We start from the raw sequence: 17301 nt of genomic DNA, 5'->3' as shown, positions 1-17301 counted from the left end.
CTTCAGAACCTGCCGCCGACCCCGTTGGCGGCATGGAACGGCGCGCGCCGATCATACCAGGGGCGGGCCCGTTCAAGTGATGCCGCGAGCTCGATCAACGCGGCTTCACCGGCCGGTGGGGCGACAAGCTGGACGCCGAGTGGCAGGCCCGAACGGTCCATGCCGAGCGGCAGCGACAGTGCCGGCTGTCCCGAGACATTGAACGGCATCATGTAGACCGTGTCCTCGCCCATCGCCGAGGCGTCATAGGCGTCGATGTCCTTGGACATGTCGTAATAGCCGAGCGGGCGGGTACCCTGCGGCAGGACCGGCAGCAGCACGACGTCGTAGCGCGAGGTCAGCGTGGCGATGTGGCGGGAATGCCGGCGCATCGCCTCGATGTCGCGGCTGTGCTGGATGGCGCTGGTCGCCCGACCGTGTTCGATCGTCGTCCAGATCGTCGCCGACATGTCGGACGGCTTGTTGGGAACACCCCGCGCCCGGGCATGATCGTCAAACTGAGCCGCGGTCTGGACCCGGATCATGCCGGTATAGGCACGCCACAGGCTCTCGAAATCATAGTCGAAATCGAACGGTTCGACCTCGTGCCCGAGCGCGCCACAGAGCCGCGCCGCATCGCAGACGGCCTCGTCGACGACGATGCTGTTGGCATCGCCACGTGGGTTGTTGAGGCTGAAGCCGATGCGCAGACGCCGATTGGAGGGCGCAGTGCTGTCGAGGAACGACGGGCGCTCCCTGATGTAATAGGGCTCACCCGGATAACCGCCCTGCAAGGCGTCGAGCATGGCCGCTGTGTCGCGCACCGTTTTCGACACGCATGAGGACTGTCCGCCGCCGAACCAGAAGTCGGTCGCCTCGGGTCCCGGCGAAATCCGGCCGCGCGACGGCTTGAGGCCGACCAGCCCGTTGATCGCCGCCGGTACACGGGTGGAACCGGCGCCGTCGCCGGCGTCGGCGAGCGGAAGATATCCCGCCGCGACCGCCACTGCCGCCCCGCCGCTCGAACCGCCCGGTGTCCTGTCGAAGGCCCAGGGGTTTCGCGCCGGGCCATGCATCGGCGACTCTGTCGTCAGCGACCAGCCCCATTCCGGCGTGTTGGTCTTGCCGAGCAGGATGAAGCCGGCGTTCTTGGTCCGCTGGGTGATCAGCGAATCCGACTGGGAAACAGTGCCGGCGAAGGACGAGATGCTGTTTGTCGAGGGAATGCCGGCCCATGAGGTATGCAGGTCCTTGGCCAGATAGGGCACGCCGGCAAAGGGTCCGGCGGGCGGCGCGGTCTCGGCAAGGGCGAGCGCCTTTTCGAAACAGCGGATGACGACGGCATTCAGCACCCCGTCGAGCGCTTCGATGCGGGCGATCGACGTCTCCAGAAGTTCGCGGGAGCTGACCTCGCGGCGGCGCACCAGATCGGCAAGGCCAAGCGCGTCGTAATCGTCGAACTCCTTGAACGGCCCGATAGGCGAGCGCGACATGGGCGTCTCCGTTCAGATGCCGAGCACGCGCAGGAAGGCGCGGCTGTCGCGGATGACGTCGTCAGCCGGGATCTCCCAGCCGAACAGGTGCGATTCATATTCGACCGAGGCGGAACCGGCGTAGCCAAGGCGCCGCAAGGTGTCGGTGACGGCCTTCAGGTCGACCTCGCCGGTGCCGAGCGGCACGCATTTGAAGTCGGGATAGAGGCCGACCGAATCCTTGACGTGGAGATTGCTGATGCGGTCGAACAGCAGCTCCGCCGCCCTGACCGGATCCTCGCCGCGCAGCTGGAAATGGGTCGGATCGAAAGCGACGCGGACATCAGAGCCGGGGATCGCCTTGAACAGGTCGAGATATTCGTCGGCCTTGGCGACGATGTGCATCGAGCAGCCTTCGATGCCGAACTTGACGCCGCGATCCCTGGCGTGGTCGCAGACCTCCTCCAGGGCGGCGGCCAGGTACTTTCGCGCCGTCGCGATGTCGATGCCGCCGAAGGCGCGGCCGGTAAAGACCCAGACCATAGGCGCGCCGATGTCGCGCGCCAGGTCTACCGATGCCTTGAGATAGTCGATGCCGGCGCGGCGTTCCTCCTGTTTCTCCTTGGCGAGATGCAGGCAGGCGCTCAGTGCCGAGATGTTCATGCCGGCAGCCGAAATGGCGCGGGCGACCTCGGCCCGGCCTGCCGCATCGAGTGCCGGCGTCACATGCGGCACGAAGCCGTTGCTCCACAGGTCGCCATTGAGCTCGACCGAGCTGTAGCCGGCCTGCGACAGCTTGCCCGCCAACTCAGTGACGGGCAGCTGGTGCAGGAAGGTGCTGTAGAAGCCGGCGCTGATCATGACCGGCCCGCCTTGGCATCGTAGCCGTGGCCCTCGAAATCGGGAAATGCGAAGGGCGCGTCGTCGGCCAAAGGCAGCGACACCCAGGCGCGGGCAATCTGCGAGCTGTAGGCGGCATGGACCAGCTCGGTGGCGCGGGCGCCGTCGAAGCCGGTGGCGCCGATGCCGTCGCGTGTGCCGGAGAGGATTTCCTCAGCCATGCCGGCGAGTTGCTCGGCATAGGTGTCCCATTCGTTGCGCGGCGGCCAGATCGACAGCCAGCCGTCCCAGGCATGGCGGTTCTGCTTGGAGCGCGCAGTGGGGTAGACGGCCTTGCTGATCGGTTCCGGCAACTCGTTCATCGGCACCGTGGTGTTGATGGCGAGCGGCACGTCGAAGAAGGGCGAGCCGGCATTGGTCCAGAACGACAGCGAGCCCTTGGTGCCGTAGAGTTCGGTGGCATCGCCGAGCACCGGCGAATAGCGGTCGGCGATGAAGGAGCCGCGCGCGCCCTTGTTGGTGCGGACCATCAGATGGACGTTGTCGTCGACGACCGGCGGGATGACGCAGTGGCTGACATCGGCCACGACTTCGGCATAGTCGTCATCGAGCAGGTAACGCAGCATGTCGAAGCGGTGGATCAGGTTGTCGTTGGTGGTGGCGCCGCCCGACCGTTCGAGATCCCAGCGGAAGTTGGAGCCGTCGACCCAGTTGTCCCATTTCGCCGAGAACACGGTGCGGAAGGAGAACACTTCGCCGATCAGACCGGCCTCAATGGCGAGTTTGGCCATGCGAATCTGATTGAGGTAGCGCTGGTTGAAGCCGGTCTTGAGCACGATCTTGTGCTCCTCGGCGATCCTGGCCATAGCGATCGCGTCGGGATAGGTGACGGCCAGCGGCTTCTCGCACAGCACATGCTTGCCGGCACGGGCGCAGGCCTCGAAGTCGCGGCGATGCAGGTTGTTGGGCGTGGCCATGATGACGATGTCGACGGACGGATCGGCGAGCATCTTGTCCAGGCTGGTGTAGATGTTGGCGCCGCCATAGGCGTCGGCCAGCGTCCGGGCGCGCGCCTCATCGATGTCGCAAACCGCGGCGAGCCTGGTCGAGACACCAGCCGCAACGGCCGGCGCATGGCCGTCGTGGACAATATTTCCGGCCCCGTAGAGCCCCACTCCCAATTGACGTGACATGGCAGTTCTTCCGTTTTCTCTGGCCGCAGGCCGGCATTCCCGCTCGACAGGTCGAGCAAGCGCTTGCCGGTTCGGACCGGGTTTTCAGTTGAGGTTTGGCGCGGCGCTCAACGCGCCGCGATGACGGCGATTTCGACCAGGTTCTTCGGCCGCGCCAGCGGCGATCCGACGGTGGCGCGCGCCGGCGTGTTGCCTTTGGCGACCCAGGCGTCCCAGACCGCGTTCATCTCCTCGAAGGTGGCCACGTCGGTAAGCCAGATGTTGGCCGACAGGATCTTCGACTTGTCGGTGCCGGCCTCAGTGAGATAGGTGTCGATCTTGGCGAGGATCTGCCGTGTCTGCTCGGCGACGGACGGCACCGGATCGGTGGCCGTCTGGCCGGCGAGATAGACCGTGTCGCCGTGGATGACGATCTGCGACATGCGCTCGCCCTGGCGCAGCCGTTCAATCTTGCTCATGTGTTGCTCTCTTTCATTATGTGCCGGAAGTCGTTGGCTCCGGTGACCAGGAAATTGTTGGCATGCTCGTAGAGGAAGCGGCAGCCGCCGCGGACGAAGGCGGCGACCGTGTCGCGCGTCACCAGCGTTCCCGGCACCTTGCCTGCGGCGCGGATTTTGGCGGCGCAATCGAGGACGAGGCGCTTGACGTCGGGATGGTGGGTCTGGCCGTTCAGGCCCATCGAATGCGACAGGTCGTTGGGGCCCATGAAGAACGCGTCGACGCCTTCGACGGCGACGATGGCATCGAGGTTGGCGACCGCCTCGAGCGACTCGATCATCGCCACCACGACGGTATCCTCATGGTTCTGCGGTCGGGCCCGGCGGACCGCCGCGACGATGCTGCGGGCGCCGTCGGCATCGTCGACATGCGGCACGATCAGGCCGCCGGCGCCGGCGTCGAGGTAACGCGTGAGCAGATGGTCGAGATTGGCTTCCGGCCGGACGATGGACTGCAGGCCGGCGGCACGCGCCGCGCGGCACATGTCCTGTACGGTCTGGATCGAGGCCGTGCCATGCTCGCAATCGATGAACACGCCGTCGATCCCAAGCCGGCCGAGGAACTCGGTCAATGCCGGCGAGGGATGGTCGGGGTTGAGGACGACGACGGGTTCGTCCCGCAGAAGGCGTTGCTTGAACGGATTGGCCATGATGCGCCCCTCAGCCGATGGCGATGGAAAAGACATGGCCGATGCCACGGGGAAGCGGATGCGCACGCCAGCTGTCGCCGGCATCGTCGCTCAGGAAAACCTGGCCGAACTTGTCCGAGCAGACGAGCCGCTTCGGGTCGGTCGGGTCGACAGCCATGGCAAAGACGGTGCTCTTCAGGGGCGCGCCGAGATCAAGGCGCTGGAAGCTCGCGCCGCCATCTGTAGAACGGAAGAAGTCGCCCAGGTCGCCATCGAAATCGTTGCCGGCGCCGAGATAGATCGTGTCAGCCGGGCCCTGGCCGAGGACGCGGCAATAGGAGCCCTTTTCGCGCAGTGCCGGCACCGGCAGCTTGCGCCAGCGGCGGCCGTGATCGCGGCTCTGGAAAGCGCCGACACGTGTCGTCACCGACACCTTGCCCTCGGCATCAACAAGCACCGAATGCAGGTCGACGGCATCCTCGACGACATAGAGCCCGTCGAGCGCCTGGCGCCAGCTGCGGCCGCCGTCCTCCGACATGATCAGGCCGCCGATCTCGATGCTGGCGTAGATCCTGTCCGCATTGGTGGGGTCGACGGCAATGCGGGTGATGCGCCTTGGCATGCCGGCCGTGATGTCGGGGTAGCCGACCGAGACGTCGAGGCTACGCCAGCTGCGGCCATTGTCGGTCGACTTGAAGATCGCCGGCGGCTCGTAGCCGGCAAACAGCGTGTCCGGCTCATGCGGATGACGGGTCAGCGACCACACTGCGAACTCCGGCTTCGGCGCGTCGAGCCGGGACCAGCTGTCGCCATAGTTCGTGCTGCGGAAGATGCCGTCCTGCGCGGCGGCGAACACTTCGCCCGGACGTCTGGGATCGGCGAGCAGGGCGAATGTCTGCGGTACGGCGGGAAAGCCTTTCTCGATCCGCTCCCAGGCGCCGCCATCGCGGCTGCGCAGCAGGCCTGAGCTCATGAAGCGGCCGGGATCGGTGTCGCCGGCGAGCCCGGCATAGAGGGTGATGGTCATTGTCGTGGTCGCAGCCTGGATGAAAGGGGTCAGTAGCTTTCCGGGTCGGTCGAATAGTCGACGACGGGCGCATCCTTGACGCCGAAGGCCATGGCCAGCGCCCGGATGCCGTTATGCTCGTGCGCCGGCTTGATCGAGTGCCGCGCATTGGGCGGAATCGTGACCAGGTCGCCGGGGCCGATCTCGCGGGTCTCGTCCTCGATGGTCATCAGCGCCCGGCCGGAGAGCATGAAATAGAACTCGTAGGTGGGGTGGTGGTGGGTGTTGACCTCACCGCCGGCGCGGATCTCGAACTCGCTGATCAGTTCGAGATGGCCGCCCAGCGTCGCGTCCCGCATCGCGCGCGGCGGCACCAGCCACCACACCGGCGTGGTGCCCTGGTGCTCGAGTGTCGGTCGCGTGAAATCGCTCGAGCGGATGTCCATCGGAGCGCTCCTTTAGCCGGCCAATGCTGATCTTGTTGTCTGGGCCTCGGGGCCCTGCGATGGACCGGACCTTACGAACGGCCCTCGGCGCTGGCCAGAAATGGGTTATCGCCAACTTTATTGATAAGCCGCAGCGCGCTCGTGCGAACGTCGAAGGCGGTCAGCCGAGCCTCCGATTTCCCTGCGCCTCAGCCCTTTCGATCGCGCCTCGTCCTCGACGCATGAATTCTGGTGTGTCATTCTCATGTTTCTTGGGCGCTTTTCTTGATTAAAGAAGTCAACAATGTTAGAGGCCCGGCACGACACCTGCCTTTGAGTCATTTGCGTGCGATCGGAGACTGCGGACATGAGAAGCATCTGGGGCATCACAAGCACCGGGACGGCTTTCGGGTCGCAAGCTCAGTATCGGTCCGGACGCATCATGGCAGCGGCGCTGTACATCACGCTGAGCGCGGGCGCGGCTTTCGCCCAGCAGACCGCGCCGGCTGAGGTGGAGCCCACGGCACCCGCAACGAGCGCTCCAACAGCTCCAGCAAATCCGACGGCAGCCGTCGCCACGCCGACCGCCCAGCCAGCAGCGCCCGGCGATGCTCCCAATGCGGCCGCCCTCGCAGCCGAAGCAACGCAGCCACGTATCAACGCCCTGCCGCAGCCGGGCGCCAACGTCGCACCACAACCGGACCAGGCTGCCGGTGAGCCGACGGTCGCACCGGCGGCCACGGCGCCTGCAACCGGGCAGCCTGCTGTGTCCGCGCCGATCGACACGACCGTCGGTGCACCTGCCGGCACGGACGTTCCCAAGAGCCTGTTGCCGCACGACCTCTCGCCCTGGGGCATGTTCATGGCCGCCGACTGGGTGGTCAAAGGCGTGATGATCGGCCTTGCCTTCGCCTCGCTGATCACCTGGACCGTGTGGCTGGCCAAATCACTCGAGATCGCCGCAAGCAAGGCGCGGCTGAAGAAGGCGCTGCGCGGTATCCTGCACGCCCGCAGGCTCGCCGACGCCTCGCAGACGCTCGGCGACCGCGCCGGCATCGGCGGCGTGCTTGTTCGCGCCGCCGTCGACGAGTTCGAAATGTCGGGCCACGAATTCGGCCATGCCGACGCCTCCGGCATCAAGGAGCGCGTCGAGTCGAGGCTGATGCGCATTCAGGCGCAGGCAGGCCGCCGCCTCAGCCGCGGCACCGGCGTGCTCGCCACGATCGGCGCGACGGCACCCTTCGTCGGCCTGTTCGGCACCGTCTGGGGCATCATGAACTCGTTCATCGGCATCTCGGAATCGCAGACGACCAACCTCGCTGTCGTCGCTCCCGGCATCGCCGAAGCGCTTCTCGCGACCGCGGTCGGCCTGATCGCCGCCATTCCGGCGGTGGTGATCTACAACGTCTTCGCGCGTTCGATCACCGGTTACCGCCAGGGCCTGGCCGACGCCGCGGCTGGCGTGCAGCGCCTGGTCAGCCGCGATCTCGATCGCCAGCCACAGCGCAGTGAGCGCTTGCCGGCCAATGAAGCCATGCGCGGCAACGGGCGTGGCGCGCCCGCCGTCGCTGTCTAGGAGTCGGGACCATGGCCGGCGGCATCAGACAATCCGTTGACGAGGACGATCTCCAGGAAAACCACGAGATCAACGTGACGCCGTTCATCGACGTCATGCTGGTGCTCTTGATCATCTTCATGGTGGCAGCACCCCTGGCCACCGTCGACGTCAATGTCGACCTACCGGCCTCGACCGCGACCGCCACGCCGCGCCCTGAGGAGCCGCTTTACGTGACGCTGAAGGAAGACCTCAGCATCTCGATCGGCCAGGACGCGGTTGCCCGCACCGCGTTCCAGCAGCAGCTCGATACCGCCGCCAAGGCCGACAAGGAAACCCGCATCTTCCTGCGCGCCGACCGCGGCGTCGACTATGGCGAGCTGATGGAAGTGATGAACCTGATGCGCGGCGCGGGCTACCTCAAGATAGCGCTCGTCGGGCTGGAGCAGGTGCAGGCCACTCCGCCTGCGGTCAGCGAGGGGCAGGCGCAATGAGCGCTGCAACGCATGACCAGTTCAGCTTCGGCGGCATCAGCCGCAGCGAGGCATTGCTGTGGTCGACGGCGGCGGCCGTCATCTTTTCCGTCCACATGGCCGGCGCCTGGTATCTCAACCAGCAACCGCCAATGATGATGGAAGACATGCAGGCGCAGTCCGCCGTGATGATCGACCTCGCGCCGATGGCAATGGCCCCGGAAGCCGTTGAGCAGGACGTGACCGACATGGTCGACAGTGCGGCGGCCGAAAACGTCGAGGAAATGACCGAGACCATTTCGCCCGATCCAGTCGAGCCGGTGACGGAGCCGGTCGAGCAGGTCGCGGAGCTGACGCCGGAGCCTCTGGAAGAAGTCACCGAGGCCGAGCCGATCGAGGACGTGATCCCCGACCTCGTCGAGGCACCGCTGCCTGAAGTGGCGATGGCGATCCCCGAACCGCGTCCCGAGATCAAGAAGCCGAAGCCGGTGGAAAAGCCGGTGCGCGAAAAGAAGCCGGTGCAGAAGAAGCCCGAGCCGGTCAAGGAAGCCAAGATCGAGAAGAAGCCGTCGCAGCAGAGCGCCGCGGCGAAGAAGTCGGCGCAGAACTCCGACAGCGTGCGCGCGCCCGCACCCGGCCAGGGCAGCGGCAAGGCAATGTCGCCGGCGCGCTGGCAGTCACGCGTCTTCGCCCATCTGAACAGGCACAAGCCGCGCAACGTGCGCAACCGGGGCGTTGCCGCAGTTCAGTTCTCGTTCAATTCCGGCGGCGACGTGCTGTCGGTCAAGCTTATCAATTCGTCTGGCGACCCGGCGCTCGACGAAGCTGCGGTCAGCCTGGTGCGCCGGTCCTCGCCGATCCCGGCGCCGCCGCCGGCGGTGCCGTCAGTGATCGTTGTTCCGATCGACTTCAAGCGCTGACGGGCGCCTCCCTGTCAGGTGCAGCCAGGCGCAGTCCCTCATCGAAACGCCTCGTGGTTCACGTCCGGCTTCCATGGTCGGCTGGCGATCACTTTGCGCCTGCAAGCATCGTGTGTTGTTTCTGCTACACCCGTAAGACTTTCTTACTGCGACAATTCATGCAGGCCGCGATGCGACTGCCGCCGTTAGTTCAGCAGAATCAAACACTAAACATGATAAAAATAGGAAGGTTTTAGCCCGCAACCCCGGCAGTGCCGTGTTTTCCCTAAGGTGTTGGGGTTGCAGGCACTTTTTTGATGGCCTATCGAACGTCCGTCGCGGCCGCCCCCCAGGCATGCGCGATCGGAACTGGTGCAAACAAGAGTGAAAAAATGACACTCACCAGGCTGATGACCAGCTTTGCGACGTTGCGTCCGCGCATCGAGGCGCTGACGCGTGGCCGCGTCGGTTGCAGCGCGACCTCCGAGGACATCGTTCAGGACACGTGGATCAGGCTGTCCAACGTCCGTCATGACGACGCCATCGACAACCACGCCGCCTTCACCATGCAGGCGGCGAAGAATGCTGCCATCGGGCACTTCCGCAAACAGCAGCGGCGCAACGAGATCGACGCCGAGGTCAATGAGCTTCTGTCGACGTCGGTGGACGAGATCTCGCCCGAACGCATCGTCATGGGTCGCGACATGCTGCGCGCCGTCGACAAGGCATTGCAGACGATGCCGGAGAGAAGCCGGCGCATCTTCCTAATGAACCGGGTCAACGGCGTCTCGCACCGCGAGATCGCCCGCCAGCTCGGCATCAGCGACGAGGCCGTCTACTACCATATCCGCCGCGTCGTCGAGCGCCTGGCCGAGCTGCGCGACAGCAACGGCTGACCTGTTCCAAGATTTATTTTGCCGTGACGCTTAGGCGTGGTGCCATCTCGCGTGTCTATGATAGCAAGATGGTTAGTGTGCCCGAACCGATGGGCACCGCTTGCGTGACTGGCGATGGGCAAAGGGCAACACGGATCCGAGATCGACCGCGGCATCGCACTCGATGCGCGCGACTGGATCGTTCGACTAAGCGCCGGCAATGTCAGCCGGCAGGATCTCGACCGATTCAACGCCTGGCGGGCCCAGTCCCCGGGGCATGCGCGGGCCTTCGCCCGCGAAAAGGAATTCTGGCAGCTGCTGCAAAATGTCGACGGCAGCGGCCTGGATGTCGCCCCGGTTGCTATGCCAATGCCTCGGTCGGCCGTCAGCCGGCGCAAATTCCTCGTTGGCGGCGCCGTCGCCGCCTCGGCGGCGGCTGTCGCTGCTCCGCGGGTCCTGACCTGGATGCGGTCGGACTTCGCAACCGGCGCGGGCGAACAAGTGTCTGCCACCCTGCCCGACGGCTCGACCATGCTGCTCAACACCAACAGCGCCGTCGATGTCGATTTCCGACCGGGCCTGCGGCTGGTGAACCTGCTTTCGGGCGAAGTCGAATTCTCGGTCAGGCCCGATACCCGCGCACCGTTCCGTGTTGCGGCCCTCGGTGGCAACAGCGATGCCGTCGAAGGCACCTATGCTGTTCGTTCCATCGCAGACGAAGTGACGGTCACGGCATCGGCAGGACGCATTTCCGTCTCGGGCGGCGCCAAGGCCGATGCGGCCAACACCGTGTCGCTCGCCACCGGCCAGCAGACGCGCTACCTCACTGGCAAGGCGCCGCTCGCAGTTGCCGACGTCAATCTCGAGAGCGAACTCGCCTGGCGTGGCGGCCGCGTGGTATTCGAGGGCAAGCCCTTCGTCAGCGCCATCGGCGAGCTTGGTCGCTACGTGCCCGAACGCCTCGTGATCGCTACGCACACCCATGATGCGAGCCCTGTCAGCGCCGTGTTCCTGACGCGCGACGCCCATGACGCGATCGAGGCCCTGGCCCAGACGCAAGGGATGTCGGTGCATCGGGTTCCGGGCGTCGTCATCGTCATCTCCTGAGCCCGACGAAGTCGATCCAACTTATTTCAGAAAAATCGCAACTGGCTCTTTAGGCAGTTGGCCTGTTCGCGCGTCACACCATCGAGGGCGCGCGGTGGATGCGTGCGCCAGACCTTTGGGGACCAGCACGATGGGCAACGGCAACATGGATTTTGGCAGCAGGGCGTCGGGGCGCCTGCTGGCACGGCTTCTTGTGGGCACGGCGCTTGGCGCCGGTATGCTGACGGCTGGCACGGCGATGAGTGTTGCCCATGCACAATCGGCGACGCGCGCGCAGAGCATCAGCCTGCCGGCACAGTCGCTCGGCCAGTCGTTGAGGCAGCTGGCGGCGCAGACCGGCCTGCAGATCGCCTTCGGAACCGCTGACGTCGGAGGGGCAGCCGCCCCTGCCGTCTCGGGTAACTTGTCGCCGGAACAGGCGCTGCAGCGCCTGCTCGCGGGCAGTGGCCTCAACTACCGCTTCACCGGGCCCAATACGGTTTCGGTCCAGTCGGCCTCCGCCAGCGCGGCTACGGGCGGGCTTAGCGTCTCGGCCAATGGCGCTGTGGTTCTCGACACCATCGACGTGACCACGCTGGGCTCCGGCGGCAGCGTCAACAATGTGCAGATCAACACCGCGGATCTGGCGCAGAAGGCGCCTGCCGATCTGCAGGAAGTGTTCGCCAACGAACCCAAGGTCGCGGTCGGCAGCTCACTTCCGATGTCGCAAAAGGTCTATGTGCAAGGCATCGAAGAGACCAATCTTGCAGTTACTGTCGACGGAGCCCGCCAGAACAACAAGGTCTTCCACCACAACGCGACCAACCTGATCGACCCCTCACTGCTCAAAGCCGTCAGCATCGACGCGGGTGTAGCCCCGGCCGATGCCGGCCCCGGCGCGCTCGGCGGCTCGATCGCCTACGAGACCAAGGACGCGCGCGACCTGCTCGAGCCGGGCAAGAGCCTCGGCGGCCTGGTCACCGGCACCTACGACTTCAACAGCGAGACCTCGACTGTCGGTCTCGCCGCATATGGCATGAAGGACGGCTTGGAGTTCTTCGGCTATCTGAACTTCGCCAAGGGCGACAACTACACCGCCGGCAATGGCAGTGAGGTCGGCGGGACCAGCGCCAATCTGTTGAGCGGCATCGGCAAGGTCGCCTACCAGGCGGAAAACGGCTATCGCTTCGAGCTGAGCCACGAACAGCTGCGCGACGACGCCCCCCGGCCGTTCCGCGCCAACATGGGCGAACTCGATCCTCCCAAGTACTGGGAGCCGAAGATCCGCGACTATACGCTAGACCGCAGCAGCACCGTCTTCACGTTCACTGACGATTCTCCCGAAGGATGGTGGGATCCGAAAGTGGTGATCGCCTACACGAGCGCGACCGTGGAGACGCTCATCTATCCGAGGCCCGTGGCACCGAGCACCGTTTCAGCCACTTATACCGGTATCGGCAAGACCGAGAGCCTTAACGGCAAGGCAGAAAATCGCTTCGCGCTCGACATGGGCAGCATCACCGCCGGCTTCGATTTCTACAAGGACACCGCCGATCTGGACGCCAAGGAAGATTCGTCCACCGAGCATGCCAGCAATGTCGGCCTCTACGCTCAGGCCCGGCTGGAGCCATGGGAGCGGGCGCGGCTGTCATTCGGCACACGCGGCGACAACCAGTGGTTCGAGGGAACGACGGGACAGGAATGGACCAATGCCGGTCTGAGTGGCAACATCTCGGGCGAATATGACCTCGTTCCCGAATTCCTCACTGCCAAGGCCGGATATTCGCATATCTGGGCCGGGGTGCCGCTGGCCGAGAATTTCAACTTCAATCCGAAGTGGAACTACGGCGACGGTCCGAAGCCGGTGACATCGGACAACTTCACCGCAGGACTGGTCGCGACCTATGAAGGCTTCACCCTTGAGGGCGGCATCTTTCGTACCGACATCTACGACGCGCGCACCGCCTACTGGGCTCCCGGACGAGCCATCGAGGCACATGATGTCCGCTCACAGGGCTTCTCGCTCGGCGGTGGTTATGACTGGGGTGCAGGGAATCTCAGCGTCAAATATGTCAACATCGACGTGACCATCGACGGTGGACCGGCGGATTCTTACCTCGGCAACTACCTAGCGACCCCGGTCGGCCAGATTTTCACGCTCGCCGCCGTACACCGTTTCGACGACTGGGGCGTAACCGTTGGCGGCGACGTCGAGATCGCCCTTGACTACGACAAGTTGCCGAAGGGCTCGAAGCGGATCGAGGGGCACGAGGTGGTCAACGTCTTCGTCGAGTACCAGCCGGAGTCGCATCCGAACCTGACGTTCCGCGGCGAGGTGAAGAACCTGTTCGACGAGAACTATGCCAGCCGCGCGACCTACGGCCAGGAGTTCAACGATGTGAAGCCGTTGCTGGAGCCGGGCCGATCATTCCGGCTGAGCGCGACGGCCAAGTTCTGACCCTGATGGCCACGGGCGTTGTCCGTGGCCATTTCAACTGAAGCACGGACGGAGAGATCATGTTCCAATCGACAGGACGGTTCGAGACTGCGCATGGCGTGAAGTACCTGACCCAGCTGTGCAAGCATTTTGCCCATAAGATCGAGGTGAGCCATGGCGACGGACATGGCGAATGCCATTTCCCGTTCGGCCATGCCGTGATGAAGGCCGATGTCACTGGCCTAGCGATCGAAGTGGATGCGCCCGACGCCGATCAGTTGGCGCGGACCAAGGCCGTCATCGACGACCACCTCGTCCGCTTCGCCTTCCGCGAGCCGGAACGCAGCATCGCGTGGAGTGCCTGAGGCGCCAGGCAGCGCCTACGTTCCCGAGAAAATCCGTCAGATACCCAGCTGCTGCAAGGGACTCTATCGGTCAAACCATGTGGTGACGACAGATGAAGCTCACGCAGCGGCAGGTTGCCGAACACGCGACGTTCCAGAATTTCGCCAACTGCTATGTCCGCGAAATCTCGCCCGGCAGGGTGACCCAGCACAGGGTCGGACCGGAAGACCCCATCGACTGCATCGAACTGGTTCTGGCAGCACAGCAGCTGGTGCTGCTCGCCGAGCTTCGGTCGCACTCGCTCTGCGGCCCGCACCGCTTCGGACAGGTCTGGCAGCGCCGGGCGACGGAAGGCGGCTGGCGCAATGTCGAGCCTTTCGCCGCACTCCAGCTTTTGTTGCAGGAGGCCTACAGGCAGCTGCATGACGAGCGCGGCGATGCGATGCGCGGCTGCGAACTCGAACTGCTCGGGCGGGCGCTGCAGAGCTACCAGCAGACGCTGCGCTACATCGAGGCACATCGCGTCGACGATGACGACGACAGCTTCATCGCAGCCGAACAGTCGCTGGTGTTCGGCCACTCGCTGCACCCGACGCCGAAGAGCCGGCAAGGCATGACCTCCTGGCAGGAGCCGAGCTATGCGCCTGAGCTGCGCGGCAATTTCCAGCTCGTCTATTTCGCCGCCGACGCCTCCATCGTCAGCCACAAGTCCGCGGCCAGCCAATCCGCGCCCGAGATCGTCGCGTCGCTGGCAGGTCCCGGCGAGATCGAGACGCGGCGTGGTGAGATGCTGCTGCCGATGCATCCGCTGCAGGCCGAAGCGCTCTTGCTCGACGACGGCATCCGCGCCCTGCAGGCATCGGGCAAGCTGCGCCTCATCGGTCCGGCCGGCCCGGCATTCACCGCTACGTCCTCCGTGCGCACGGTTTACAACAAAGATCTGCCATGGATGCTGAAGTTCTCGCTGCCGGTGCGGATCACCAATTCGCTCAGGGTCAACAGCCGCAAGGAGCTGGAGGCCGGCGTTGCCATGGCCAAGCTCGTGCAGCGGGCAGGCATCGGCGGCGGCGACGGCCGCTTCAGAATCATTTCCGATCCGGTCTACATCACGCTCGACCTGCCCGGTCGCGGCGAAAGCGGGTTCGAGGTGATCCTGCGCGAAAACCCGTTTGTCGCCTGCAAGGGCAATGGCAAGATCACCATCGCAGCACTGACCGCCGAGCCGCTGCCGGGTGAATGGTCGCGGCTCGAACGCATCATCTACAATATCGGCCTAAGAGACGGCACGCATCCCGAGCTGATCTGCCGCTACTGGTTCCAGCGCTATCTCGACTGCGCGCTCGACCCGCTGGTCTGCCTCTATGACGATTTCGGCCTGGCACTCGAAGCGCACCAGCAGAACAGCCTGATCGACATCAGCCAGGGCTATCCGAGCACGGGTTATTATCGCGACAATCAGGGCTTCTACCTCTCGAAACGCCACCGCGCTCGCCTCAGCCAGCATGTGCCGGAGGCGGCGGAGATCGCCTCGCTCTACTACGACGACCGCGATATCCAGGACCGCTTCGCCTACTACCTGATCGTCAACCAGATCTTCTCGGTCATCGCCCGCATGGGCCATGACGGCCTGGTCGAAGAGGAGGTCCTGCTGAACATGCTGCGGGACCGGCTGGAGGTGCTGTCGCGAACGACATCGGGCGTCGGCCGCGAATTCGTCCGCGGCGTACTCGACCGCCCGACGGTAGCGTTCAAGGCCAATCTGATGACGCGGCTGTTCGATGTCGACGAGCTGCAGACAAGCAACGAGCGCTCGCTCTATGCCCGCCAGCCCAACCCCCTCTTCGCGGCCATTGCGGGCCTCTATCACGGAGATGGCAGTGCCCTTGCCTCTTGACCTGCCCGGCCGCCCCGATGAGCGCGTGGTCAGGCAATTGGTCGAGGCGGTGCTGTATGAGGGGCTCGTCGTGGCTGGTGTAACCGGCGACGGCGCACAGCTCGTCTTCACCTGGTCGGATGGCGCCAAGCGGTTTCGCTGCTCGGGCATGGCAGGCGCTTTCGGCCGGATCCGCCTTTCGGCCGGCTCGGTCGAGAGCGAGGGCCGCGACGGCTTCTGGCAACCGGCGACACTCGACGAGCTGGTCGCGAGCCTGCCGGCCTCGGTGGAAGACCGGCGCCGGCTGCTCAGCGAGCTGCACAGCACGGTGGCGCATTGCAGTTGGAACGAGCGCAACCTGCACAGTGGTCCGCGTCGCGACCTGGCCTTCGCCGCGCTGGAAGGCGCCCTGCACGAGGGCCACGCCTATCACCCATGCTTCAAGGCGCGGACGGGGTTCAGCGAAAGCGACCATCGCGATTTCGGCCCCGAAGCCGGCAACAGCTTCCAGCTCGCCTGGCTGCTGATGAAGCGCACAGAGGTGAGCCAGCGCTTGCCTGGGGATGAAGGCGCGTTCTGGATCGCCGAGCTTGGGGCGGACGTTTGTGCGCAGCTCGACCGCGAGCGCGCGCGCCTCGGCCTTGGCTGGGCGGACTACTGCCTGCTGCCGCTGCATCCCTGGCAGTGGCAGTCGCTGCGGGAGACGCTGCTTGAGCCATGGCTTGCCGATGGCACGGCGCATTTCGCCGGCATCGCCGGCGACCGTTACGTTGCGAGCCAGTCGATCCGGACGCTGCTCAATACCGACCGCACCGAGGCGGCAAACGTCAAGCTGTCGATGAACATGAGCAACTCGTCGTCGCTGCGGACAATCGAGCCGCATTCGGTGTGCACGGCGCCTGTCATCTCGCGCTGGCTCGGCGAAATCGTCGCCGGCGATCCGCTGTTCGAAACGACCTATCCGCTTGTCGTGCTCGACGAATATGCCGGCATCATCGCTGGCCGCGACGGGCCGCTGGCCGGCCAGCTCGCAGCGATCTGGCGCCGCAGCGTCAGCGCAACGCTCGGTGACGGCGAACAGGCCGTGCCGTTCAACGCACTGATGGCTGTCGAGCATGACGGACGCCCATTCATCGACGCGTGGGTGCACCGCCACGGCTTCCGCAACTGGCTGGAGCAATTGTTGCAAGTCGCTGTGCTGCCTGTCTGGCATCTGCTCGTCGGGCACGGCATCGCCACCGAGGCGCATGGACAGAACATGGTGCTCGTCCACCGCGACGGTTGGCCTGTCAGGCTCGTGCTACGCGACTTCCACGACAGTGTCGAATACGTGCCTGGCTTCCTGCATGAGCCGGACAGGGCGCCCGATTTCCTGGCGCTCGACCCAGACTATCGGGACGCACCGCCCGACCAGTATTACTGGATGGAAGATGTCGAGACGCTCGGCGAATTGGTGACGGACGCGCTGTTCGTCTTCAACCTGGCCGAGGTCTCGCACCTGTTGCAGACATTCTACGGTCTGCGCGAAGCCGACTTCTGGAACGCCGTCCGGCAGATGCTGGCCGAGTACGCCGCCACTCATGGGCTCGGCCACCGGCAGGACATGCTCGGCCTCGCGCGCCCGAGATTGACGGCTGAAGCCCTGCTCGCCCGCAAGCTGAACACCGGCCGCTCCAGCCATGCCGTCCCCAACCCCCTCTCCACCCCCGACGCCTGA

The 17301-nt window shown here is 65.1% G+C and carries 16 protein-coding genes; 9 read left to right on the top strand and 7 right to left on the bottom strand.

Going from position 1 to position 17301, the window contains the following annotated elements; genetic code table 11:
* Window positions 1-2: 2 nt before the first annotated feature.
* From HNQ95_RS04875 to HNQ95_RS04845, 7 genes are all read right to left on the bottom strand, one after another.
* Window positions 3-1472: an amidase gene (locus HNQ95_RS04875; RefSeq protein ID WP_182573568.1), complete on the bottom strand. Its 1470-nt coding sequence runs from the start codon at window positions 1470-1472 to the stop codon at window positions 3-5.
* Window positions 1473-1484: 12 nt separating this feature from the next.
* A complete protein-coding gene (locus tag HNQ95_RS04870; RefSeq protein ID WP_067954715.1) occupies window positions 1485-2312 on the bottom strand; it encodes a sugar phosphate isomerase/epimerase family protein in 828 nt (275 codons plus the stop codon).
* Window positions 2309-3484: a Gfo/Idh/MocA family protein gene (locus tag HNQ95_RS04865; RefSeq protein ID WP_083948239.1), complete on the bottom strand. Its 1176-nt coding sequence runs from the start codon at window positions 3482-3484 to the stop codon at window positions 2309-2311. The genes HNQ95_RS04870 and HNQ95_RS04865 overlap by 4 nt, the downstream gene beginning before the upstream one ends.
* A gap of 107 nt (window positions 3485-3591) precedes the next feature.
* Window positions 3592-3942, bottom strand: a complete 351-nt coding sequence (locus tag HNQ95_RS04860) for a RidA family protein (protein ID WP_067954718.1) — start codon at window positions 3940-3942, stop codon at window positions 3592-3594.
* On the bottom strand, window positions 3939-4631 hold the full coding sequence (locus HNQ95_RS04855) for an HpcH/HpaI aldolase family protein (RefSeq protein ID WP_067954720.1): 693 nt from the start codon (window positions 4629-4631) through the stop codon (window positions 3939-3941). The genes HNQ95_RS04860 and HNQ95_RS04855 overlap by 4 nt, the downstream gene beginning before the upstream one ends.
* 10 nt (window positions 4632-4641) lie before the next feature.
* Window positions 4642-5637 (bottom strand): sialidase family protein, encoded by a 996-nt coding sequence (locus HNQ95_RS04850; protein WP_067954722.1) that lies wholly within the window; start codon window positions 5635-5637, stop codon window positions 4642-4644.
* A gap of 29 nt (window positions 5638-5666) precedes the next feature.
* Entirely contained in the window at window positions 5667-6062 is a 396-nt protein-coding gene (locus HNQ95_RS04845; RefSeq protein WP_067954724.1) for a cupin domain-containing protein, read from the bottom strand.
* A 421-nt stretch (window positions 6063-6483) separates the two neighbouring features.
* On the opposite strand from HNQ95_RS04845, the gene exbB reads away from it, so the two are divergent.
* The 9 genes from exbB to HNQ95_RS04800 all read left to right on the top strand — a co-directional run bounded on the left by exbB (window position 6484) and on the right by HNQ95_RS04800 (window position 17301).
* Window positions 6484-7617, top strand: coding sequence for a tonB-system energizer ExbB (gene exbB / locus HNQ95_RS04840; RefSeq protein WP_083948245.1), 1134 nt, complete (start codon window positions 6484-6486; stop codon window positions 7615-7617).
* 11 nt (window positions 7618-7628) lie between these two features.
* A complete protein-coding gene (exbD, locus tag HNQ95_RS04835) occupies window positions 7629-8090 on the top strand; it encodes a TonB system transport protein ExbD (RefSeq protein WP_067954728.1) in 462 nt (153 codons plus the stop codon).
* Window positions 8087-8989 (top strand): TonB family protein, encoded by a 903-nt coding sequence (locus HNQ95_RS04830; RefSeq protein ID WP_067954729.1) that lies wholly within the window; start codon window positions 8087-8089, stop codon window positions 8987-8989. The genes exbD and HNQ95_RS04830 overlap by 4 nt, the downstream gene beginning before the upstream one ends.
* Window positions 8990-9360: 371 nt before the next feature.
* Window positions 9361-9864: an RNA polymerase sigma factor gene (locus HNQ95_RS04825; RefSeq protein ID WP_169808286.1), complete on the top strand. Its 504-nt coding sequence runs from the start codon at window positions 9361-9363 to the stop codon at window positions 9862-9864.
* A gap of 114 nt (window positions 9865-9978) precedes the next feature.
* Window positions 9979-10950: a FecR family protein gene (locus HNQ95_RS04820; RefSeq protein WP_067954732.1), complete on the top strand. Its 972-nt coding sequence runs from the start codon at window positions 9979-9981 to the stop codon at window positions 10948-10950.
* A 130-nt stretch (window positions 10951-11080) separates the two neighbouring features.
* Window positions 11081-13387 (top strand): TonB-dependent receptor, encoded by a 2307-nt coding sequence (locus tag HNQ95_RS04815; protein ID WP_182573569.1) that lies wholly within the window; start codon window positions 11081-11083, stop codon window positions 13385-13387.
* Window positions 13388-13446: 59 nt separating this feature from the next.
* Complete coding sequence (locus HNQ95_RS04810; protein WP_067954736.1) at window positions 13447-13731, top strand: DUF2218 domain-containing protein; 285 nt, start codon at window positions 13447-13449, stop codon at window positions 13729-13731.
* Window positions 13732-13823: 92 nt separating this feature from the next.
* Window positions 13824-15605: an IucA/IucC family protein gene (locus HNQ95_RS04805; RefSeq protein ID WP_182573570.1), complete on the top strand. Its 1782-nt coding sequence runs from the start codon at window positions 13824-13826 to the stop codon at window positions 15603-15605.
* A complete protein-coding gene (locus HNQ95_RS04800) occupies window positions 15589-17301 on the top strand; it encodes an IucA/IucC family protein (protein ID WP_067965769.1) in 1713 nt (570 codons plus the stop codon). Before HNQ95_RS04805 ends, HNQ95_RS04800 begins: the two co-directional genes overlap by 17 nt.

The sequence above is a fragment of the Aminobacter ciceronei genome (assembly GCF_014138625.1).
GTDB lineage: Bacteria > Pseudomonadota > Alphaproteobacteria > Rhizobiales > Rhizobiaceae > Aminobacter > Aminobacter ciceronei.
The sequence above is the reverse complement of the archived record's forward strand: the minus strand, read 5'-3'. Positions and strand labels throughout refer to the sequence as shown.